Below are 19,275 nucleotides of genomic sequence, written 5' to 3' on the forward strand. Positions count from 1 at the left end.
GACCTGCCGCCGATCCCGCACCGGACGCCCCATCCGAGGCGGGGCCAGCAACGGCTTGATCACAGCCCATGCCTGATCAGACAGTTCATGACGACACACCACGAACGGAGCAACGACTAACCGACTTTGCGGACACGCCCTAGCCCCGGGCCCTGCAGCTGGATGGAGCTGTGAGCACCGCCCAGCCGCCCGCCGGCCTCGACGGGCCCCATCTTCTCGCTGCGTGAGCCACAGAACCGTGCCACCGACGGCAAGACCCCGGTGGCCATCCCGCTCTGGACCACCGCGACAGAAGACCTTCACGACATCTCCCCGACCGCTCACAGTTGTTTTAGCAGTTCAAGGGCACACTGCTCGGCACGATGCCGCCGAGCAGGCCATCCAAGCAGGTGTTATCACTGGCACCTCGACCATTTTGCAAGCACTCGACAGATGGATGGCGGCGTGACTGAAGTAACGCTGTTCCTCCGGGAATATGCGAAGACCCGTCGGGACGTGGGGGCCATCGCCCCGAGCAGCGCCCGGCTGTGCAGGGCCCTCACCCGGTACATGATCCCGAATCCCGGCCGCTCCCGCGCGGTACTCGAGGTAGGGCCCGGTACCGGAGCGGTGACCCGCTACATCACCGGCTCACTCGGCCGGCTGGACACCCTGGATCTGATCGAGGCCAACCCCCGCTTCGCCGCCCTGCTGCGACACACCTACGACGATGACCCGAGACTGCGCATCCACACGGACCTGATCCAGGAACACGAACTCGGCTCCTACGACACCATCGTGTGCGGCCTGCCGTTCGCCAACTTCGACGCCCGCACGACGGAGGAGATTTTCGACCGGCTCCTGCGGTCCCTGCGGCCAGGCGGCACGCTGTCCTTCTTCGGATACATAGGAGGCGACACCATACGCCGGACGCTCGTCGATGGAGCCGACCGCGAGCGCACCCTCGCAGGACTCGGCGTACTGCGTCGCATCCTGCATCGCCACACCTTCCGCACCGAAACGGTACTGGGAAACCTACCGCCGGCCCGCGTCCACCATCTCGCGCCGGTCAACCCACCAGCTCACCCCGAGTCAGCACACGCCTGCGACTGCCGCGAAACGTCTCCCTGAACACTCCCGCCAGCAGCACAGCCAGAGCGGCATAGCCCGACACAGCCCCGAGTACCGCGCCTTCTACCATGCCAGCGGTGCTCGGGGCATGCGTGAGAGCGCCCAGTCCGCCGGCCTCCGCCCAACACGCTCCCAGCTCTCCCGGGACCACACCCGGCAGCGGGGCGGCTCCCCCGGGCTACCGGGGGTGGCGCAACGCCGCGGATGAGCCGGCCATGGGCCCGCCGGGGGGCCAGGAGGCCGCAGTCCAGGTGATCATGAGCACTGCTCACGGTCGGTAATGGGCGCCAGGGGTGTCCGACGGCTCTCCCCCACGCTGTCCCGCCGGGCCGCGATCAGGGCCAGCACCCCGAGCACGATCAGTCCGGGTGCGCCGGAGACGGGATAGAGAATCTGCAACGGCACGCCAATGGCGAGCAGATACCAGCCCAACTGCGCCGGTAGCCTGCCGGTGTCGCGAACGATACGTTGGCTGAGAGTGCCCAGGGCGAGGAGACCGAACCCCGCCAGGAAGAACCACATCTCGTACTCGCGCTGCGGCTTTCCGGGGACGGCGTTCCAGAAGCCGTCGCGGGCCACGTCACCGTAGGTGCTGGAGGCGATGAGAGCGACCGAGAAGTGCACTGCGGTCAGTCCGATTACCAGCTTGGGAATCAACCGGGTCATTGTCAGCTTCCTTGATTCTTAAGGCCCTTGAGTCTTCTGATGTCGTAGCGACGGTCTTGGCGGCGAGGCGCGCGAGTTGCGGCAGCGACGCATGCCGTCAGCCCTCCGAGCGCCAGCCACGGCAGGGAGCGCAGCGCCAGGTCCCAGCGGGGGAAATCGGTCGGCCGGCGAATCAGAGCGGAGGAGACCAGACCGGCCGCGCCGCGCAGCAGCACGCCGACAATGCCCCATACGCGCTGGTGCCCCAACGATGTGGCCGCACCTACGGGGCGAAGTCGGCCTGGGCCGCGATCACATAGGCCGCCGCCCCAAGCGCTGCCGCGACGGCGGTAGTCAACTCCGTTGCGGGCAGGTCGGCTTCAGCGACCCCGCCGACCGTACGGGTGAAGTCGGCGCGGCTGGCCAGCGGCCAGGGAGGGAAGGTCCAGATCCAGTGCAGTGCCCCGACTGCGGCCGTCCCGCCAGCGAGTTTCGTCAGCGCCATGCGGGCCCCCATGAGTTCCGTACACCTCTGTATGGAGTCACCGTACAGTACTGTACGGACATGGCGAGAAGGCACCTCACACCCCAGGACTGGTCGACCGCCGCGCTACGCGCGATGGCGCGCGGCGGAGTCGCCGCAGTGTCGGTCAACGCGCTCGCGGGCGAGTTGGAGGCAACCCGGGGAAGCTTCTACTGGCACTTCAAGGATCGCGATGCGCTGCTGACTGCCGCGCTGGAAATGTGGGAGCGGGACAACACCACTGCCTTGATCTCAGAGTTGGGCGACACTACCGACCCCCGACAGCGGCTGACGGCCCTGTTCACCACTGCGCTGGGACAGGAAAACATCAGCGGCCTGGAGCCCGCGATCGTCGCCCACGCCGATCATCCCGCCGTCGCCCCGGTCCTCCACCGGGTCACCGAGCGGCGGATCACCTACCTGACCGACCTCTACACCGACCTGGGCCTGGCCCCCTCCCCAGCCCGGCGTCAGGCAGTCGCCGCGTACGCCGCCTATCTCGGATGGATCGAACTGCGCCGTTCCGCCCGCGACATCGTGCCCGAAGTCGCCGCCACCGGCACCACCGCCACCGCCGCGCTTGAGCACCTCATCACTGAGCTGGCCCGATCCGGCAAGCACCAGACGGCGTCGGGGTAGAGGCACCACCGCCCCGATCGCCCCGCCCCGGCATGTCGAGGGTGACCGGCAGCTCCGGGGCGGGGGCGTCCTCCGTGGTGACGGTGTGGTTGGGCAGGAGGTCGGCGACGGCAGTGCGGATGGCGCCGCGGCTGACCTCGTGGTCACGGGCGAGGGCGGCGATGGAGCGGCCCTCCAGGTACGCGGTGCGGACGGTGTCGGTCTTGTCGGCGGGGGACGACCGGGCGTCGCCCGCCCTTCTTGCCCATGGCCTCGGCGGCCCGGAGCCCGTCGTAGGTCAGCTCTCGTTGGAAGTCGCGTTGGACTTCCTCGGCCGCTACGCCCGCACCCGCCCGCCGGCGGCCGGGCTGCGCCCGATGCGTGACCCCAGCACCGACAAGGAAGCGGCCGACGACGAGGACAGCTGACCGCTCCCCAGCGGTCAGGTCGTTCTGGTTGCTACTCGGCCTGCAGGACGAAGAACAGGAAGCACAGGAAGCGCGGCTTGGCCGCGATGACTTCGGGAAACAGCTCGCGGGCGGCGGGATCAGGATCCGGCTCGCTGATGACCGTGATCCGGAAACCGGCCCCGATGAAAGCCTCGATCATCGCGTGCAGCGGCCTGTGCCATCTGCTCACCAGGGCGGTCTGGCCGCCCATGGTCCACTCTTGGGTCCAGTTGGTGGTGTCGAAATAGTTGTACTCGCCCTCGCGACCGGCCTCGCGGTGTATGAGGTTGATGGCAAAGGGATGGTCGACAGACGCGATCAGCCGACCGCCGGGCCTGAGTATGCGTCGCAGCTCGGCCAGCGCCGGCCCCCAGTCCTCCAGGTAGTGCAGCACCAGGGACGCCACTACATCGTCGAACGTGTCATCAGCGTAAGGAAGCTGGCCGCCCAGGTCCGCCACCAGCAGGTCCGCACCGTCGCCGAGTCGCCGGCGGGCCAGCTCCAGCATCCCGGCACTCGCGTCGAAGCCACTCACGATGGCGCCACGGTCGCGCAGCGCCGCGAACAGGGGACCGGAGCCGCAACCGGCGTCGAGGATCCGCCGGCCGGCCACGTCTCCGACGAGGGCCAGCATCGCGGGCCGCTCGTAGTAGGCATTGTTGAGGTTGGTCTCATTCTCGGCCGTGTACGCCTCGGCGAAGCTGTTGTAGTCGTTGACCTTTGGCGGATCCACAGTCACCGCGGACGGCGAGGCCAGCCCGGTGGTACCCGCGTGGTCGTGGTGCTCGTTCGAGATCATGGTGCGGGAGACGTGTGCTGCATAAGTTCGGTTCCTGGGCTGCGGCCAACTGCCGCGCAGCGTCGTCGTACGGGTCGATCTCGTCTACCCCGAGTCCTCTCCCTGCCCTGTCCGCCCGGCGAAGCGCACCCCGTTGGCGGAGGCGACTAGCCGCCGCAGGCCCGTGCATCAGCGGACTTCCGCACCCGCGACATAGCCCCGGCCCGCCCGCGGCGGTCAGCAGTAAGGGGGCTGGTTGGTCAGGGACGCTGCCACTCGCATCCACACGCCGAACAGCCGATAGAGGTCGGGCATTGTGCCCTGCGCCTGGACGGTCCGGCTGTCTGCCGACGTGACGCCTGGAATTCCCAGGTGCGTCGAGGCAATTGAAGCCGACTGCCAGCGGACCGTGAGGTGGAGGGGGCCGCTGCGACGGCTGGAGTCTTCGGCGGTACGGAAAGACGGCTGACCTATCGGGAGTGGGGCAACCTCGTAGGGGCCGTGGATGCTCGGTGGCCGTAGATCGCCTGGCCATCGGACGCCCGCTTCATGGCATGCCTCACCTCTTCGCTGGTCTGGGTCCGAACCTGCGGTTCCCATGAGCGAATGTGAGCGATGAGGTCTCGCTGATGCCCTGGCCGACGAGGGACCGCCGCCAGCACATCAGGCGGGACCTCGCCCTACTGTCTCGACAACGCCGCGGTCAGCGCCTTGATATGTCCACTGTCGAGCGAGCGGCCACGCAAGGGCTCGCCGGAAAGCCGGGACATCACCGCTGTGGGTTCCCGCGCCGCAAGGTGGCCGGTGAGCTTCGGTCTCCGAGGCGCTCGCTGACGGGCGGGCTTCCCTGCCGCAGGCGGCTCGGTGCCGGGGCGAGAGTCATCGCCGCCGGGTCCCCACTGCCAGCGTCGTTGATCACCGGCGACGCCGCGGTAGTGCCGGCTAGCAGCCCGAAGTGATGGCCGCCCGAGTGGTCGCCTGGTGGACATCTGCCGGCGCGGCCGATGGCGCCGACAGCGCGTAGCCGCTCCCTCAGGATCGTCCCACCGCGCTGACAGAGCAGGGCGACGGGGGTGAGGGCCTGAACGGGGCTGCCTCGGTGGACTCCGTGATCGTGCGTGTTCATCGGCACGCGGCCGGGGCCCCGGGAAGAGAGGCCCCGGCAGGCGAACCGAAGAGCTACGCCATCGGCAGCTTCCCCTGGCCGGCCGACAGGGTGTTTTCCTCACGCGCTATCCGTGAGCAGCTGGGCAAGTGCGGCGTCCAGGCGGTGCTTTCGTACCGGCGGACCAGTGCGACCGTCGGCTTCGGCGAGGCCGCCTGGGCGGCAGGCCTCCCTCCTTCGACGGCAGACGTACAGGCAACGCGACCCAGTCGGCCGTTGCAAGCAGGCCGTCAGGCGCTACGCATGCTTTCGTCGCGTTGCTCCTACCACTCGGCAAGGGAGCCGTCGGCCTGGCGCCATACCGGGTTGCGCCACCGCTGGCCTGCCTTGGCAGCCTCGCGTACGGCGGCTTCGTCGATCTCGATGCCCAGGCCGGGGCCGGTCGGTCGGGCGATGTGGCTGTTGGTGAAGTCGAAGACGCTGGTGTCGACGAGATAGTCCAGCAGGTCGTTGTCAGCGTTGTAGTGGATGCCGAGGCTCGTCTCCTGAATGAGGGCGTTGGGAGTGGCGAAGTCGATCTGAAGGGAGGCGGCGAAGGCGATCGGCCCGAGCGGGCAGTGCGGGGCGAGGCTGACGCCGTGCGCCTCGGCCATCGCTGCGATTCTGCGGACCTCCGAGATGCCGCCTGCGTGTGACAGGTCGGGCTGGGCGACAGCGATGCCGGAGCCGAGAACCTCGCGGAAGTCCCAGCGCGAGTAGAGTCGTTCGCCGGTGGCGATCGGGACGATGGTCGAGGTGCAGATGCGCTCGAAGTCGGCGGTCAGCTCGGGCACGATCGGCTCTTCGATGAACAGCGGGTGCAGCGGCTCCAGCAGACGACAGGCCTCACGGGCCAGGGCCGGGGAAAGGCGCCCGTGGAAGTCGACGGCGATGTCGGCCTCGTCTCCGATGGCCTCACGAACGGCGGCGACGCGGCCCACCAGCATGTCGAGTTCGGCCTTGGACTCCAAGGCGCGAACTCGGCCGGTGCCGTTCATCTTGACTGCGTCGAAGCCCTGTGCCATGCGCTCTCGGGCGTGCTCGGCGACCCGGCCCGGCTCGTCCCCTGCGATCCAGGAGTAAGTCCGCATGCGGTCGCGCACCGCGCCGCCGAGCAACTCGTGTACTGGCACGCCGAGGGCCTTGCCCTTGATGTCCCACAGTGCTTGGTCGATGCCGGCCACCGCGCTGGACAGGACAGGGCCGCCGCGGTAGAAGCCGCCCTTGGTGAGCACCTGCCAGTGGTCCTCGATTCGGTACGGGTCCTCGCCGATGAGGTAGTCGGAAAGCTCTTCGACGGCGGCCGCGACGGTGGCTGAGCGGCCTTCGACCACCGGTTCGCCCCAGCCGGTGATCCCCTCGTCGGTACGGATGGCCAGGAACAGCCAGCGTGGTGCGACGGAGAACGTCTCCAGTGCTGTGATCTTCATCGTTGTGCCTTTCGGTTGAGGTCCTCTACCAGCTCGGGGAGCCGCTCGAACTGGGCGGGGTCGGCCAGAGCCGAACCCAGCGAGACGGCGGCGGCTCCGGCGTCGAGGAATTCCAGGGTGTTCTGCAGGACCATGCCGCCGGTCGCCACGAAGCGCGCCGTGGGGAACGGGCCGGCCATCGAGGTGATCCACTCGGCCCCGAGGTCGCTGGCGGGGAAGGCTTTGAGCCAGGTCAGGCCGAGCGCCTGGGCCTGCTGGATCTCGGTGGCGGTCGCCACGCCCGGCAGATGCGGCAGGCCCGCGGCGAGCGAAGCCTCCGCGATCTCGCGGGAGAACCCGGGGGCGACGGTGAAGCGTGCCCCGGCCGCCACGGCTTGCTCCACTCGGGCGAGGGTGGTTACCGTGCCGGCGCCCACCACGGCGCCGCGCTCCTCGCCGGCTGCCACCGCCGCCGCCAGCGCCGCTACCGCGGCATCGCTCTGGACGGGCACTTCGACGAGTCTGATGCCGACATCCCAGGCCCGCCGGCTCACCTCCACGGTGGGTTGCGGGCCGAGGCCGCGCAGAATCGCCATGAGGGGAAGTGCGTCGAACGCCTCCTGGAACAGCCGGTCGTGTGCGGCCATGTGGTTCGTCACCACTGGGTCCGTCGTCATGGGGTCCGTCGTCATGGGGTCCAGCCAAGTGCTCGGGAGATGGTGTGGGCGGTGTTCCGGATCGTCGGCAGCAGCTCTTGCAGCCGGGCGAGGTCCACCTGCGCTTTGAGCGCCGTGACGGACAGGGCGGTGCGCACCGCCCCCGTGCCGTCCCGGACCGGGACGGCAACGCAGTTGATGAAGGGCTCGTACTCCCCGTCGTCCGCCGCCCAGCCGCGCTCGCGGATCTCGCGCAGTTGGGCGGCGAAGTCGTCGGCGGTCGTCACCGTCGCCTCGGTGAACCGCTCGTATGAGTAGCCGTCCAGGGCTTGGGCGCGCTCCGCCGCGGACATATAGGCCAGGATCACCTTGCCGACGCCGGAGGTGTGCAGCACGACTGCCTTGCCGATCTGCGAGTACAGCCGTACTCCACCCTGCGGGTCGACCTTGTCGACGTAGAAGACGCGGCCGTCCTCGACGGTGGCGATGTGCACGGTAAGGCGGAGCTTGCGGCCCAGCTCCAGCAGGTGCGAGTGGGCGATGGTCCGCAGGTCGAACTGTTCGAGTGCGGACTGCGCCAGGCCGGCCAGCCGGTAGCCGACGGCGAAAGAGCCGTCTTCCCGCTTTCGGGCGAGGCCGCCTTGGCACAGGTCCTGCAACAGGCGCAGCGCCGTGGTCCGGTGGACGCCCAGGCTCGCGGCGACCTCTGTCGGATGGTGGGGCCTTTCGCTGATCAACTCCAGGACGCAGATGGCGCGTTCCACGGTCTGGCTCATCGGGCGACCTCCGCCGTACGCAGGGCGCTGGCGTCCGCGTGGTCCCCGACCACGCCCAGCGCGAAGGCGGCCAGCCTGTGGCCGAGCCGCAGTCGGTCGGCGGGCCTGGCCCCGCGCAGCCAGGCCGAGAGATAACCGGCCGCGAAGGCGTCCCCCGCACCGACGGGTTCGACCACCTCGGCCGGGATTGCGGGGACGAAGACGGCCGGGCCGCCCCCGGGCGGGAAGTGCGTGGCGCCGACGTCCGCGTTTTTCACCACGAGACGTACCCCGGGCCCGACCAGCTCCCGAACCTGCTCCGCGGTCTCGGTTCCCCAGACGTGTTGTGCCTCGTCGAGGCCGACGAAGACGACGTCTGCCTGGCGTGCCAGGGCGAGTAGCGGCCCGGCGGCTTGCTGCGTACTCCACAAGGCGGCGCGGTAGTTGACGTCGAACGAGCAGCGGGTCCCGGCCGCACGTGCGCGTGCGAACAAGGCTGTCGACGTCGCGGCACAGCCCTCCGACAGGGCGGGTGTCACCCCCGACAGGTGCACCAAGCGCGCCGTGGACAGTGGGAGGTTGTCGAGATGGGCAGGGGTCATCTTGGAGGCGGCCGAGCCGGTCCGGTAGTAGTGCACCCATGTGCCCTCGGGACTGGGGTCCTTGAAGTACACACCGGTCGGCGCCGAGCGGTCCCGCTCGACGTGGCCGACATCGACGCCTGAGCGCGCGATCGCGGCCAGCACCTGCTCCCCCAACGGATCGGCGCCCACTCGGCTCGCCCACGCGGTGCGGTGGCCGAGGTCGGTGAGGTACTGCGCGACCGTCGACTCGGCTCCGGCGACCCGGATGGCCGCACCGCGTGCGGTGGCGAGACGCTCCCCCGGCGCGGGGGCCACCAGGACCATCGCCTCACCGAGGCACAGCACTTCGAGTTCAGACACTCTTTCTCACACCTCTGTGTACTTGATGTTGGCCGGTGCGCGGCCGTCTCCTGTGCCGCCCCTGAGCTCCTTGCGGCGCAGGGCGCGGGGCGCGGTCTCCGGCAGCAGCAACACCGACACGGCGGTGACGATCCCCGACAGGGCCATGTATCCGGCGAGCAGCCATGGACTTCCGCCGCCGGCATGTACCAGCAGGGTGGCGATGAACGGCGCGGTGCCGGAGAAGAGGACGGCGGTGGTTTCGCGGGCCAGGACCAGGCCGGTGTAGCGGACTTCGGTCGGCAAGAGCTCGGAGAAGAACGAACCCGCCGGGCCGAAGATCATCGAATTGAGCACGACGGCGAACCCGAGGGTCACGGCCATCACGATCAGTGGCATTGACTTCGTGCCCACCAAGAGCCAGAACGGTCCGGCGAACGCGGCGATGGCCAGACCGCCGGCGATCATCAGCGGGCGTCGTCCGATCCGGTCGCACAGCCAGCCGCCGAGCGGCACGCCGAATATGGAGACGGCGGAAGCCACGGTGATGGCGATGACAGCCACGTTGTCAGGAAGTCCGAGCTGTTGGGTGGTGTAGGCGGGCAGGTAGCCCTGGATCGAGTACGAGGCGACGGCGGTGGCACAGCCGGCACCGATCATGAGCAGAATCCGCCGGCCGTGGTGGCGGACTGCTTTCACCAAAGGGGCCTTCTCCTTCTTGCCCTCGGCCACGGCGTCCTTGAAGCTCTCGCTCTCCTCGGAGATGTACCGCAGGACGATGCCGCCGATCACCACGAGCACCGAGGCAAGGTAGGGCAGCCGCCATCCCCAGCTGAGGAACTGCTCCTGCGGCAGCGAGGAGACGACTGCCATGGATCCGGACGCGCACACCACGCCCAGGAACTCGCCGGCGCCGGGCAGCGACGCGTACAGGCCGCGATTGCCCGGCTTGGCGCTCTCGGTGGTCCACACATAGGCGCCACCGAGTTCGGCGCCGACACCAAGTCCCTGCAGGATTCGACAGGCGACAAGCAGCGCCGGGGCCCACATGCCTATCTGTTCGTAGGTCGGCAGCACGCCGATGGCCAGAGTGCCGAAGCCCATCATCAGCAGCGTCACCATCAGCACCGGTTTGCGTCCCCAGCGGTCACCGAAGTGAGCCAGGATCAGCCCGCCGACGGGACGTGCGGCGAAACCGACGGCGAAGGTGGCGAACGAGGCGAGAGTGGCGACGAACTCGGACTCACCCGAGAAATAGATCTTGTTGAACACCAGCGCTGCGGAGGTGCTGAACAGGAAGAAGTCGTACCACTCCAGAACAGATCCGACCACGGCGGCCATAGCGTTGCGGCGCCGTGTTCTGCGCTGGGGATCGTGGCCGACCGTCTCGGCCACAGGGCTGTCGGGCATACGTGCTCCTTTGCACACCAGGTGTCCCGCCAAAGCGTTTCGGCGCAGTTAACCTGGTGCTGAGCGATACGCACACTGGTTGTGCATATGTTGCACGACTCGGGCCAAGGCGCCCCTACCTTGTCCAGGTCCGCCACGGATACGCCCCGGCGCCCGGCGGCGCGGTGGCCGCGACCGGGCGGGTCGGCCGCACCGGAGAGCGCTCGGCAGCTACAACGGTCAGCTCACTCTGCTTTGGAGGGCCTTGCGTCAACCCATGGCAAGAGCCCGGAGGCAGTTGCGATCGAATGGGCGGCTGGTGCACTGCAACTACCCACAGCGCCGATCGGAGGTCCCCCGTGAGGTGCGGGTGACCGGGCGGCGGGGACCGTGAGGACGACCTGACCATGGGCGGCAACCACGCCTCGGCCGCTGAGATCCTCGTCCTGCACCGGATCGAGAAGGGGAGTAGGTCGGGCCCGTTTCGCGCCGGACTGGACGATGCGGGCCTGGACATGGCCGTTGGCCACCCACCCGGACGACTCCGCGAAAGCGAGCATCGCGTCGAGCCCGGCCGACCACTCGCTCGTGCGGGGCCCGGAGGCACGAATCCAGTCGCTGCGCACGAAGGCCACGCCGTCGGCGAGGTAGCCGAACTGTCCGGCTCGCTCGGCGAGTGTCCCGAGGTCCACGGCCAGAACCCTGAAATGGGTCAGGTCGTCCGGCTCGGCGAGCCGGACGTCGGAGCCCCGGGCGTCGACGTACATGTCAGCTGTCCGCCAGGGACCTGAAGGCGCTGGCATGGAAGACCACCGGGGGAACCACAGAGGGCCGCGAGAGCCGGGCGATCCCGAGCAGCGCGATGACGTGGTCGCCGGCGGAGATCTCCCGGACAATCCGGCACTCCAGCCGGAGCTTCGCTCCGATCACGAATACGGAGCCCGACCCAGAGGCTATCGGCCATTAGCCAGATTCAACCCTCGGCCTTCATGCAGCCCTTGACATACATGACCACGCCCATTGTGATGGCTAATGCCTAGTAGCCGACGTCAGGAGTGCCCGTGTCCATTGGGTTCGAGGTCGATGAGTGGGTCGCCGACGTTGCCCGGCGAACCGCCGAGTTCGTACGAGGCGTGGTGCTGCCTGAAGAGCAGGCGAGCGACGGGGACGTCCATGCCGGGCCGGAGCCGCTGCGGCGTCGGCTGCAGGATGCCGCCAAGGCGGCGGGAGTGTTCGCCCCGCACGTCGGCGAGGAGTGGGGTGGGCTCGGGCTGGATCTGTGCGGGCAGGCGGTCGTGTTCGAGGCGGCGGGGTATTCGCTGCTCGGGCCGCTCGCCCTCAACTGTGCGGCGCCTGACGAGGGCAATATGCACCTGCTCGAAGTGGTGGCCACGACTGAGCAGAAGGAGCGGTATCTGCGTCCACTGGCCGCTGGTGAGGTGCGCTCATGCTTCGCGATGACGGAGCCCGCGCCGGGCGCCGGATCCGACCCCCGGGCGCTCGCCACCACCGCGACCCAGACGGACGCCGGATGGCGGATCGACGGCCGCAAGTGGTTCATCAGCGGCGCGGACGGCGCCGCCTTCGCCCTCTGCATGGCCCGTACCAGCGGGACTCCCGGAGACCCGGGCGGTGCCACGATGTTCCTCGTCGATGCCGACACCCCGGGCATGAAGATCGTTCGGAACATCGACACGCTCGACCAGGGCCTGTTCGGCGGGCACAGCGAGATCGTCTTCGACGGGTGCGAGGTCCCCGACAGCGCGGTGCTGGGCAAGGTGGACGAGGGCTTCGGGTACGCGCAGGTGCGTCTCGGGCCCGCCCGTATGACCCACTGCATGCGCTGGCTCGGAGTCGCGCGACGGGCGCAGGACATCGCCCTGGAGCGCGCGGCGGACCGTTCGGCCTTCGGCAAACCGCTGGCGGAACTGGGCATGGTGCAGCAACTGCTCGCCGACAGCGAGATCGACATCGAGACCAGTCGGGCGGTGCTCTGGCGGGCCTGCTGGGAACTGGATCAGGGCCGCTCGGCCGCCCAGCACACCTCGATCGCCAAGACCTACGTCTCCGAGGCGGTGAACCGGGTGGTCGACCGTGCCGTGCAGGTGTGCGGCGCACTCGGCATCTCGGGGGATGCGCCGCTGTCCCGGCTGTACCGGGAGGTGCGGCCATTCCGCATCTACGACGGACCGTCCGAAACCCACCGCTGGGCCATCGCCAAGAGAGCGGTGCGCACGGCACGCGAGCGGAGGTCCGCGCCGTGACCGCACCGGAGACAGCCGTGGTCGGCATCGACGGACCCGCGCTGCAACGCTACTTCGACCGCCATGTGCCGGACTGCGCGGGGCCGTTGAGGGTGGAGCTGCTGCACGGCGGACGCTCCAATCTCACCTACGAGGTGACCGACGGGACACACCGCTGGGTGCTGCGCCGACCGCCCCTGGGCCTGCTTACCCCGACGGCACACGACATGGACCGCGAGTACCGCGTCGTCGCCGCCCTCAACGGCACCGGGGTGCCGGTGGCACGAGCCGTCCTGTCGTGCACCGACCCGACGGTCATCGGGGCACCCTTCTGCGTCGTCGACTTCGTGGAGGGGACGGTACTGCGCGACGGCGAGGAGGCCGCACTGCTGCCGCCCGGCCACGCCCGGCGCAGCGCCGAGGCGCTGGTGGACGCGCTGGTGGCACTGCACGCGGTCGACGCCGCTGACGTCGGGCTCGGCGACTTCGGCCGCCCCGACGGCTACCTGGAGCGCCAGGTGCGACGGTGGCGCAGCCAGTGGGACAAGGTCGCCACACGCCCCCTCCCCGACCTCGACACCCTGCACGGCCGGCTCGCCCGCAGCCTGCCCCACAGCGCGGCCCCGGCGATCGTGCACGGCGACTACCGCCTGGACAACACCCTCCTGGCGCCTGGCGATACGGGCCGGATCGCCGCCGTCATCGACTGGGAGATGGCCACGCTGGGCGATCCGCTCGCCGACCTCGGACTGCTGCTCGTGTACTGGGACCCGGCCTGTGAATCGGTGCTCGGCACGCGCCACGTCCCGACGGCCAACCCCGGGTTCCCCACGGGCCGCGAGCTCGCCAAGCGCTACGCCGCGCGATCCGGCCGGGACCTCGGCGCCCTGGCGTTCTACCAGGCGCTGGGCTGCTTCAAGCTCGCCGTCATCGCCGAGGGCATCCACGCCCGTTTCCGCGCCGGGCAGACGGTCGGCCCCGGCTTCGAGCGGGTGGGCTCCGCGGTCCCGGCGCTGCTGCGCTCGGGGTTGGAGCTGCTGTCATGACCACTGCCGTGCACACGCTGGACGAAGGAGAGCCTGTGCGAGACCGACTGTCGGGAAGGGTCGCCCTGGTCACCGGCGCGACCGGCGGGATAGGCGACGCCGTAACGCGCCGACTGGTCGCGGAAGGCGCCGCGGTCGCGGTGACGGACGTGGACGCCGGCCGGTGTGAGGCGCTGGCGAAGGAGTTGACGGATGGCGGGGCGCGTGCAATCGGCTTGGCGCTGGACGTCGGCGACGAGGATGCCTGGCGCAGGGCCGTCGAGCGGGTGGTCGCCGAGCTGGGCGGCCTGGCGGTGCTCGTCAACAACGCGGGCATCGCCAGGTCGCGGAACGTGGAGACGGAGACCCGGGAGTCCTGGGACGAGGTCATCTCGGTCACCCAGACCGGCGTCTGGCTGGGCATGAAGTACGGCGGGCCGGCCGTCGAGCACTCCGGTGGCGGCTCGATCGTCAACATCGCGTCGATCTTCGGTACGGTCGGCGGCTTCGGAAGCCAGTTCTCGTATCACGCGGCCAAGGGAGCGGTCCGGTTGATGACGAAGAACGCCGCGCTGCACTGGGCCACCCGCGGTGTACGCGTGAACTCGGTCCACCCCGGCTTCATCGAAACCGCACGCTCCCGCGAACTGTGGCAGGGCACGCCCCGGCACACCGCGATGGTCGAGGGCACTCCCATGGGGCGGCTGGGCCGGCCGGGTGAGGTCGCGGGTTCGGTGGCGTTCCTCGCTTCGGACGACGCGAGCTTCGTCACCGGCTCCGAGCTGTACGTGGACGGAGGCTGGACGGCCCGGTGAGGCAGAGACGGGGGGCGCGGCAGCCTGCCGCGCCCCCCGTCGTGGGTGTCACCGCACGCGCGTGTACTGGTTCACCCCGTCGACGAACGCCACCGCGGCCAGGCCACGGAGTACGAGCACGTCCAGGTGTGCGGCCGTCTCGTTGACCGCGAGCATCTGGTTGAAGGCGCTGAGTTCGCCGAACGGCACCTCCCGGCGCGTCCAGCCGAGCTTGCGGGCCACCGCGTGGGCGTCGAGCGTGTGGTCGCCCAAGGCCGACAGGCTGTGGGCCAGCCGGTCGTCGTGGTGGGCGAGCAGCTCGGCGACCCGGGTGTGGGCGCTGTCGGCAACGGGACCGTGCGCGGGCAGCAGGCGGGCGTCGGCGTAGCGGGTCATCAGTCGCAGCGAATCGAGGTAGGCGGCGAGCGGCCGGCCGCCCGGGTCGGCCAGTTCGAAGCCGATGGAGGGGGTGATGTGGGGCAGGACGTGGTCGCCGGAGAACAGCAGTCCGCGTTGCTCGTCCAGGAAGACCACATGCCCCTTGGTGTGTCCTGGGGTCGGGACGACCTGCAGCTCGCTGTCACCGAAGCGGAGCGTCTCCGCCCCGAGCCAGCGGTCGGGGGCTTCCCACACGCTCGCGTCGTACCCGTCGTGGTCCATTGTCTGGATGTGGTCTGCCAGTTCCGTGGCTCCTGCCCGCCGCAACGTCTCCAGCGAGCCGGCTGGTTCGTCGCTGCGGAGCCGGTGCAGCATCTCCAGGCCGGGACGCTCCCCCGCGCCCAGGTAGACGCGGGAGCCCAGCAGCCGACGCAGTTCCACGGCCTGTGTGTAGTGGTCGCGGTGGATGTGGGTGACCAGGATGTGGCTGAGGTCGCCGAGGTCACGGCCGATGGCAGCCATGGCTTCTTCAAGCGCCTTGCGTGCCTCGGGGATTGCCCAGCCACCATCGATCATGACGATGCCACCATCGTCGGTGAGGCCCTCCAGCAGGTAGACGTTGACGGCGTGCAGGCCGTCGTTGGGGAGCGGCAGGGGAACGCGGTGCACCCCGGGTTCTACGGTCTGCACTCCGGCTGCGGCCCAGGGGCCCTGGTCGAACCGCGTGGTCATGTTTCTCCCTTGCTGAGGTACCACTGTGATCGCTCTCCGCGGGATGCGGGGACCCGCCGCCCGTGGAGGTGTTGCCGCATCAGGCGGGGTCGGAGGTGCGGGCACGCATGCGGAAGGCCAGGTCCCGGGCCCCGGCCCGGTCGATCTTGCCGACCCTGGTCTGCGGCAACTCCGCGATGTCGTATACGTACTCCGGCCACTTGGTCTTGGACAGGCCGATGCTCTCCAGGTGCCCGGTCACCTCGGCCAGGTCGATGGGGTCACCGTCCTCGGTGACGACGAGCAGTGCCACGCGTTCGCCGAGCACCTCGTCGGGCACCGCGGCGACGCAGGCCCTGGCCACGCGGGGATGGGCGGCTACCGCGCGCTCGATCTCGGTGATGTCGATGTTGCGGCCGCCGCGGATGATGACGTCCTTCTCGCGGCCCATGATGCTGATGGTGCCGTCCTCGTGGGTCATCAGCAGGTCGCCGGTGGCGAAGTAGCCGTCCTCGGTCAGCGCCGGGGGCTCGACCTGGCCGTCGCGGGCGTAGCCGAGGAAGAGGGAGGGGCCGCGTACCTGTGCCCGGCCGGTCACGCCGGGCCCGGCGGGCAGCCCGTCCGGGGTGAGGGCGCGCACGTCCGTACCGGGGAAGGGGCGGCCGTCCCTGCCGAGCCGGATCTCCTCTGGGTCGTCGGCGCGCGGCGAGGTATGCCCGAGGCACTCGGACATGCCGAAGACGCGGAGGATCTTCGTACCGAGGGACCGTTCGGCACGGCCCAGGGCGCCGCGGTCCATGGGCCCTCCGCCGACGGTGATCGCCCGGACTCCGCCGAGGACACCGGAGCCTGCGGCCTCGGCACCCATCTGCAGCGCCATGGTCGGCACGCACATGGTCCAGCGGACTTCGGCCGCCGCCATCCGCTGCAGCGCGACGGCCGGGTTCCACTTGCCCGCCAGCACGAGCGGTCCGCCCAGGAGCAGGGAGAGGTAAACACCGAAGCAGTAGGCGGCAGTTGACGACAACGGCACGATCGCGGCGACGGCATCGCCGCGTGACAGGCCGTTGACGGAGACGGTGCTGCTACAGGCATAGTGCAGCGCCTCCTCGGACTGTACGACGCCTTTGGGTCGCCCGGTCGACCCCGAAGTGAGGCCGACCAGGACGCCGCCCGACCAGCGGCACACATCACGCCGCCCGGGTGCGGACAGGTACTGCCAGCCGTCGAGCGCCGTACCCGCCGGCCCGGGCAAAACATCGTGCACCGCCCAGTCGTCCATCGCCGAGGGCTCGGCGAGGACGACGTCGGGGCGGACGTCTTCCCAGGCCGCGGTGAACTCGGCGGCCGTGGTGTGGCGGTTGACCACCGCGAGGGTCCCGCCGCTCATGCCCACGGCGAGGGTGGCGACGACGGTGCGCCATGAGTTGTCCGCCTGGACCAGGACGGTGCCACATCCTCCGCCGGCCGCGTCGTCGGCCAGCGTGCCGGCCAGAACGGTCGCCGCGTCGAGCAGCTCCCGGGCCGTGTGTGCTCCGGTTTCCTCGACGACGGCGACGAAGTCGGCCTCGTCTGCCATCCGTTGGAACTCCCGCACTATCTGTCGCATGTGACTTCCTCGCTGCGCTGTGCCGAACTCCGTGTGGTGAAAGCTGCTGTGCGTCCCGTACTGCCGACCGGGCAACCGGCCGGTCCCGGGCTTCAGGCGAGGAACATCTCCGCCTCGTGGCCCATCACCGCGAGACGGCGGCCTTTCATGTCGCCGACCTGTGCCACGGCATCGGCCCATTCGGGGCTTGCCAGGGCCTTCTTCAGGTCCTCCGGGGTGTCGAAGCTGAGCACCGAGAGACCGTCCCAGCCTTCGGAGCGCTCCTCCAGCGCGGCGTCGATCTCGGTGTGCCGCCAGGCACGCAGTCCGGGCAGCCGATAGGTCAGCTCCGCGTGGTCGCCGCGCCACCAGTCGATGAACTGCGCGTGCGTCCACTCCGGAGGCCGGGCTGCCAGCAGGACGAGGTTGTACATGACGATCCTCCGTACGTGGTCAGTGGAAGCGGATCCCGGACGATCGGCCGATCAGCAGACGCTGCAGCCGGCCCTTCTCGTTGACCCGCCCGGTCGCCACGAAGCTCGCCTCGGGCACGCCGGCGCGCCGTACCTCACCCAGGAAGAACTCGTCCTGGCCGACGGTCGCCGCCGACAGCCGGTGGTGGGTACGGGTGCCCTTCTCGCGCTGGTCGAGGTAGCCCACGAGTGCGTCGCGGCCGCCGGCGAAGTCGGTGGCGGCACCGTCGCCGTCGCCGGTGGAGAAGAGGATGGAGAGCGAGAAGTCATCGCTGATCAGGTTGAGGATCGAGGCCGGCTCGTCGCCGTCGAGGATGTCGAACCAGGCGGTCAGGAAGGGCGCGGAGGCCGAGGGATCCGTCATGTCCGGCTCCTGTCGGTGGGTGCCTGCCGGGAAGGGACAGCCGTCTCGTCACCATGGTCCACCCGGTCGACCAGTTCGAACGAGGTGGTGAAGAAGGACTGGTAGCGGGCCAGGAGTCCGGCGGGCGAGATCACCGCGGCCGAGAGAAAGGAGCCGACGTACCGCCCGCCGTCCGTCACCGCTCCGTAGACGGTCTCGACGTCGCCGTCGCGGCTGTAGCGGAGGATCTCGTGCACCCGGTCCACTGCCTGGCGGCCGGCGATATAGGCGGCGAAGTCCCCCTTGGACTGCCCGGTGGCTTCCTTGCCCGGCAGGGCGATGAGGAAGCGGAAGTCGGGTTCGAGCAGGTCCAGCGCCTGCTTCGGATCGTGGCTGTCCATACTGGCGAGATAGGCGCGCAACGCCATGAGTGAGCCCTTTCGACGGGTGGCCGCGAGGCGGGCCACCACAGCCAACTTGAGTTCAGTTCAATTCAAGAAGGATCGTAATCCCGGGGAAATACGCGTGGCAAGAGCTGGACACGGACCACTGCTGCCTCCCTACGGCGCCGCCCGCCCGGGGACAACAAGCGGCCCCCTGACGGACCTTTCGGTCGATCGTCAGGGGGCCGCCGGGCACAGCGCCGGTCGCGGCGTCAGGTGGCGACCATCCGCACGCAGGCGCCCTCGATCAGTTCGCTGATCTCCGATAGCGGCGTCGGCCCCGACGGCCGGTACCAGCCCCACACGCTGACGATGAGGCCGAGCACGCCCGCGCCGAGCAGCTGCGCATCCCGCAGGGGAAACGCCCCCTGGGACATGCCCCGTACGATCAAGTTCGTCCAGTCCCGCTCGACGAGCTGCACCAGCCGACGGGCGGCAACCCGCTCGGCCTCCTCACGCTTGGACTTGCGTGCCCCGGAGAGCAGGTCGATGTGGTTCTGCAGGATGCGCATCTGCAGGACCTCGACATCGGAGACGTCGTACGCCGCACGAACCGCGGCCCGCAGCGCCTCGACCGGGTCCTCCACCTCCGCGGTGGCCTCGATGAACTTGTCGTGGGAGCGCTGCAGCTCCAGCCGCATGATGGTGAGCAGGCAGTGCGTCTTGGACTCGAAGTAGTGGTACAGCGCGGTCTGCCCGATACCGACCCGCTCGGCGACGGTGGACCACTTGGTGGCCTCGAAGCCGGTCTCGCCGAAGCAGTCGACCGCGGCCGTCAGAATGGCCGCGCGCTTGGACCTCGGTCCCGCTTCCGGTTCAACGATCCTCGCCATGGGCCCTCTCTCCTGGCCATTCGTCCACCTTGCCGGTAAGCGAGA

22 protein-coding genes and 1 pseudogene are annotated in these 19,275 nt (G+C 69.5%); 6 read left to right on the forward strand and 17 right to left on the reverse strand.

Features of this window, described 5'->3' with window-relative positions; all coding sequences use genetic code 11:
- Nucleotides 1-102: pseudogene (locus ACH4FH_RS31385) on the reverse strand (IS5/IS1182 family transposase); the annotation flags it as partial.
- Between the two features lie 342 nt (nt 103-444).
- Between ACH4FH_RS31385 and ACH4FH_RS31390 the strand changes: the two are divergent.
- Complete coding sequence (locus ACH4FH_RS31390) at nt 445-1,110, forward strand: class I SAM-dependent methyltransferase (protein ID WP_398559344.1); 666 nt, start codon at nt 445-447, stop codon at nt 1,108-1,110.
- 255 nt (nt 1,111-1,365) lie between these two features.
- On the opposite strand, the gene ACH4FH_RS31395 is transcribed toward ACH4FH_RS31390, so the two are convergent.
- Nucleotides 1,366-1,776 carry a DUF6463 family protein gene (locus ACH4FH_RS31395; RefSeq protein WP_398559345.1) on the reverse strand — a complete coding sequence of 137 codons (411 nt, stop codon included), beginning with the start codon at nt 1,774-1,776 and terminating at the stop codon, nt 1,366-1,368.
- A 262-nt stretch (nt 1,777-2,038) separates the two neighbouring features.
- A complete protein-coding gene (locus ACH4FH_RS31400) occupies nt 2,039-2,260 on the reverse strand; it encodes a hypothetical protein (RefSeq protein WP_398559346.1) in 222 nt (73 codons plus the stop codon).
- Between the two features lie 60 nt (nt 2,261-2,320).
- Between ACH4FH_RS31400 and ACH4FH_RS31405 the strand changes: the two genes are divergently transcribed.
- Nucleotides 2,321-2,917 carry a TetR/AcrR family transcriptional regulator gene (locus ACH4FH_RS31405; RefSeq protein WP_398559347.1) on the forward strand — a complete coding sequence of 199 codons (597 nt, stop codon included), beginning with the start codon at nt 2,321-2,323 and terminating at the stop codon, nt 2,915-2,917.
- A gap of 194 nt (nt 2,918-3,111) precedes the next feature.
- Entirely contained in the window at nt 3,112-3,324 is a 213-nt protein-coding gene (locus ACH4FH_RS31410; RefSeq protein ID WP_398559348.1) for a hypothetical protein, read from the forward strand.
- Nucleotides 3,325-3,355: 31 nt separating this feature from the next.
- On the opposite strand, the gene ACH4FH_RS31415 is transcribed toward ACH4FH_RS31410, so the two are convergent.
- The 8 genes from ACH4FH_RS31415 to ACH4FH_RS31450 all read right to left on the reverse strand — a co-directional run bounded on the left by ACH4FH_RS31415 (nt 3,356) and on the right by ACH4FH_RS31450 (nt 11,329).
- Entirely contained in the window at nt 3,356-4,144 is a 789-nt protein-coding gene (locus ACH4FH_RS31415; RefSeq protein WP_398559349.1) for a class I SAM-dependent methyltransferase, read from the reverse strand.
- A 1,407-nt stretch (nt 4,145-5,551) separates the two neighbouring features.
- Nucleotides 5,552-6,697, reverse strand: coding sequence for a galactonate dehydratase (gene dgoD / locus ACH4FH_RS31420; protein ID WP_398559350.1), 1,146 nt, complete (start codon nt 6,695-6,697; stop codon nt 5,552-5,554).
- Nucleotides 6,694-7,368, reverse strand: a complete 675-nt coding sequence (locus ACH4FH_RS31425) for a bifunctional 4-hydroxy-2-oxoglutarate aldolase/2-dehydro-3-deoxy-phosphogluconate aldolase (RefSeq protein WP_398559351.1) — start codon at nt 7,366-7,368, stop codon at nt 6,694-6,696. The genes dgoD and ACH4FH_RS31425 overlap by 4 nt, the downstream gene beginning before the upstream one ends.
- Complete coding sequence (locus ACH4FH_RS31430) at nt 7,365-8,108, reverse strand: IclR family transcriptional regulator (protein WP_398559352.1); 744 nt, start codon at nt 8,106-8,108, stop codon at nt 7,365-7,367. Before ACH4FH_RS31430 ends, ACH4FH_RS31425 begins: the two co-directional genes overlap by 4 nt.
- Complete coding sequence (locus tag ACH4FH_RS31435; RefSeq protein ID WP_398559353.1) at nt 8,105-9,031, reverse strand: sugar kinase; 927 nt, start codon at nt 9,029-9,031, stop codon at nt 8,105-8,107. Before ACH4FH_RS31435 ends, ACH4FH_RS31430 begins: the two co-directional genes overlap by 4 nt.
- 6 nt (nt 9,032-9,037) lie before the next feature.
- On the reverse strand, nt 9,038-10,420 hold the full coding sequence (locus ACH4FH_RS31440) for an MFS transporter (protein WP_398559354.1): 1,383 nt from the start codon (nt 10,418-10,420) through the stop codon (nt 9,038-9,040).
- Nucleotides 10,421-10,644: 224 nt separating this feature from the next.
- Nucleotides 10,645-11,166 carry a hypothetical protein gene (locus ACH4FH_RS31445; RefSeq protein WP_398559355.1) on the reverse strand — a complete coding sequence of 174 codons (522 nt, stop codon included), beginning with the start codon at nt 11,164-11,166 and terminating at the stop codon, nt 10,645-10,647.
- Between the two features lies 1 nt (nt 11,167).
- Nucleotides 11,168-11,329 (reverse strand): hypothetical protein, encoded by a 162-nt coding sequence (locus ACH4FH_RS31450; protein ID WP_398559356.1) that lies wholly within the window; start codon nt 11,327-11,329, stop codon nt 11,168-11,170.
- Nucleotides 11,330-11,460: 131 nt separating this feature from the next.
- Between ACH4FH_RS31450 and ACH4FH_RS31455 the strand changes: the two genes are divergently transcribed.
- The 3 genes from ACH4FH_RS31455 to ACH4FH_RS31465 are packed head-to-tail and all read left to right on the forward strand — an operon-like array spanning nt 11,461 to nt 14,482.
- A complete protein-coding gene (locus tag ACH4FH_RS31455) occupies nt 11,461-12,663 on the forward strand; it encodes an acyl-CoA dehydrogenase family protein (RefSeq protein ID WP_398559357.1) in 1,203 nt (400 codons plus the stop codon).
- Nucleotides 12,660-13,688 carry a phosphotransferase family protein gene (locus ACH4FH_RS31460; protein WP_398559358.1) on the forward strand — a complete coding sequence of 343 codons (1,029 nt, stop codon included), beginning with the start codon at nt 12,660-12,662 and terminating at the stop codon, nt 13,686-13,688. Before ACH4FH_RS31455 ends, ACH4FH_RS31460 begins: the two co-directional genes overlap by 4 nt.
- Before the next feature lie 35 nt (nt 13,689-13,723).
- Nucleotides 13,724-14,482 carry an SDR family NAD(P)-dependent oxidoreductase gene (locus tag ACH4FH_RS31465; protein WP_398559359.1) on the forward strand — a complete coding sequence of 253 codons (759 nt, stop codon included), beginning with the start codon at nt 13,724-13,726 and terminating at the stop codon, nt 14,480-14,482.
- A 48-nt stretch (nt 14,483-14,530) separates the two neighbouring features.
- Here the strand turns inward: ACH4FH_RS31465 and ACH4FH_RS31470 are convergent, their stop codons facing one another.
- From ACH4FH_RS31470 to ACH4FH_RS31495, 6 genes are all read right to left on the reverse strand, one after another.
- Entirely contained in the window at nt 14,531-15,571 is a 1,041-nt protein-coding gene (locus ACH4FH_RS31470) for an MBL fold metallo-hydrolase (RefSeq protein WP_398559360.1), read from the reverse strand.
- Between the two features lie 79 nt (nt 15,572-15,650).
- Complete coding sequence (locus ACH4FH_RS31475) at nt 15,651-17,159, reverse strand: class I adenylate-forming enzyme family protein (RefSeq protein ID WP_398559361.1); 1,509 nt, start codon at nt 17,157-17,159, stop codon at nt 15,651-15,653.
- A gap of 92 nt (nt 17,160-17,251) precedes the next feature.
- Entirely contained in the window at nt 17,252-17,572 is a 321-nt protein-coding gene (locus tag ACH4FH_RS31480) for an EthD family reductase (protein WP_398559362.1), read from the reverse strand.
- Nucleotides 17,573-17,591: 19 nt separating this feature from the next.
- Nucleotides 17,592-17,975, reverse strand: a complete 384-nt coding sequence (locus ACH4FH_RS31485) for a hypothetical protein (protein ID WP_398559363.1) — start codon at nt 17,973-17,975, stop codon at nt 17,592-17,594.
- Nucleotides 17,972-18,382, reverse strand: a complete 411-nt coding sequence (locus tag ACH4FH_RS31490) for a nuclear transport factor 2 family protein (protein WP_398559364.1) — start codon at nt 18,380-18,382, stop codon at nt 17,972-17,974. Before ACH4FH_RS31490 ends, ACH4FH_RS31485 begins: the two co-directional genes overlap by 4 nt.
- A gap of 227 nt (nt 18,383-18,609) precedes the next feature.
- Complete coding sequence (locus ACH4FH_RS31495; RefSeq protein WP_398559365.1) at nt 18,610-19,230, reverse strand: TetR/AcrR family transcriptional regulator; 621 nt, start codon at nt 19,228-19,230, stop codon at nt 18,610-18,612.
- Between the last annotated feature and the right edge of the window lie 45 nt (nt 19,231-19,275).

This window comes from Streptomyces sp. NPDC017993, assembly GCF_044328065.1.
Lineage (GTDB): Bacteria > Actinomycetota > Actinomycetes > Streptomycetales > Streptomycetaceae > Streptomyces.

Excerpts from the sequence above, each read along its gene's own strand:
- ACH4FH_RS31485 (WP_398559363.1), bottom strand. The coding sequence starts at position 17,975 with ATGACGGATCCCTCGGCCTCCGCGCCCTTCCTGACCGCCTGGTTCGAC.
- ACH4FH_RS31445 (WP_398559355.1), bottom strand. The coding sequence starts at position 11,166 with ATGTACGTCGACGCCCGGGGCTCCGACGTCCGGCTCGCCGAGCCGGAC.
- ACH4FH_RS31405 (WP_398559347.1), top strand. The coding sequence starts at position 2,321 with ATGGCGAGAAGGCACCTCACACCCCAGGACTGGTCGACCGCCGCGCTA.
- ACH4FH_RS31440 (WP_398559354.1), bottom strand. The coding sequence starts at position 10,420 with ATGCCCGACAGCCCTGTGGCCGAGACGGTCGGCCACGATCCCCAGCGC.
- ACH4FH_RS31470 (WP_398559360.1), bottom strand. The coding sequence starts at position 15,571 with ATGACCACGCGGTTCGACCAGGGCCCCTGGGCCGCAGCCGGAGTGCAG.
- ACH4FH_RS31415 (WP_398559349.1), bottom strand. The coding sequence starts at position 4,144 with ATGATCTCGAACGAGCACCACGACCACGCGGGTACCACCGGGCTGGCC.
- dgoD (WP_398559350.1), bottom strand. The coding sequence starts at position 6,697 with ATGAAGATCACAGCACTGGAGACGTTCTCCGTCGCACCACGCTGGCTG.
- ACH4FH_RS31425 (WP_398559351.1), bottom strand. The coding sequence starts at position 7,368 with ATGACGACGGACCCCATGACGACGGACCCAGTGGTGACGAACCACATG.
- ACH4FH_RS31495 (WP_398559365.1), bottom strand. The coding sequence starts at position 19,230 with ATGGCGAGGATCGTTGAACCGGAAGCGGGACCGAGGTCCAAGCGCGCG.
- ACH4FH_RS31430 (WP_398559352.1), bottom strand. The coding sequence starts at position 8,108 with ATGAGCCAGACCGTGGAACGCGCCATCTGCGTCCTGGAGTTGATCAGC.
- ACH4FH_RS31395 (WP_398559345.1), bottom strand. The coding sequence starts at position 1,776 with ATGACCCGGTTGATTCCCAAGCTGGTAATCGGACTGACCGCAGTGCAC.
- ACH4FH_RS31480 (WP_398559362.1), bottom strand. The coding sequence starts at position 17,572 with ATGTACAACCTCGTCCTGCTGGCAGCCCGGCCTCCGGAGTGGACGCAC.
- ACH4FH_RS31475 (WP_398559361.1), bottom strand. The coding sequence starts at position 17,159 with ATGCGACAGATAGTGCGGGAGTTCCAACGGATGGCAGACGAGGCCGAC.
- ACH4FH_RS31490 (WP_398559364.1), bottom strand. The coding sequence starts at position 18,382 with ATGGCGTTGCGCGCCTATCTCGCCAGTATGGACAGCCACGATCCGAAG.
- ACH4FH_RS31400 (WP_398559346.1), bottom strand. The coding sequence starts at position 2,260 with ATGGCGCTGACGAAACTCGCTGGCGGGACGGCCGCAGTCGGGGCACTG.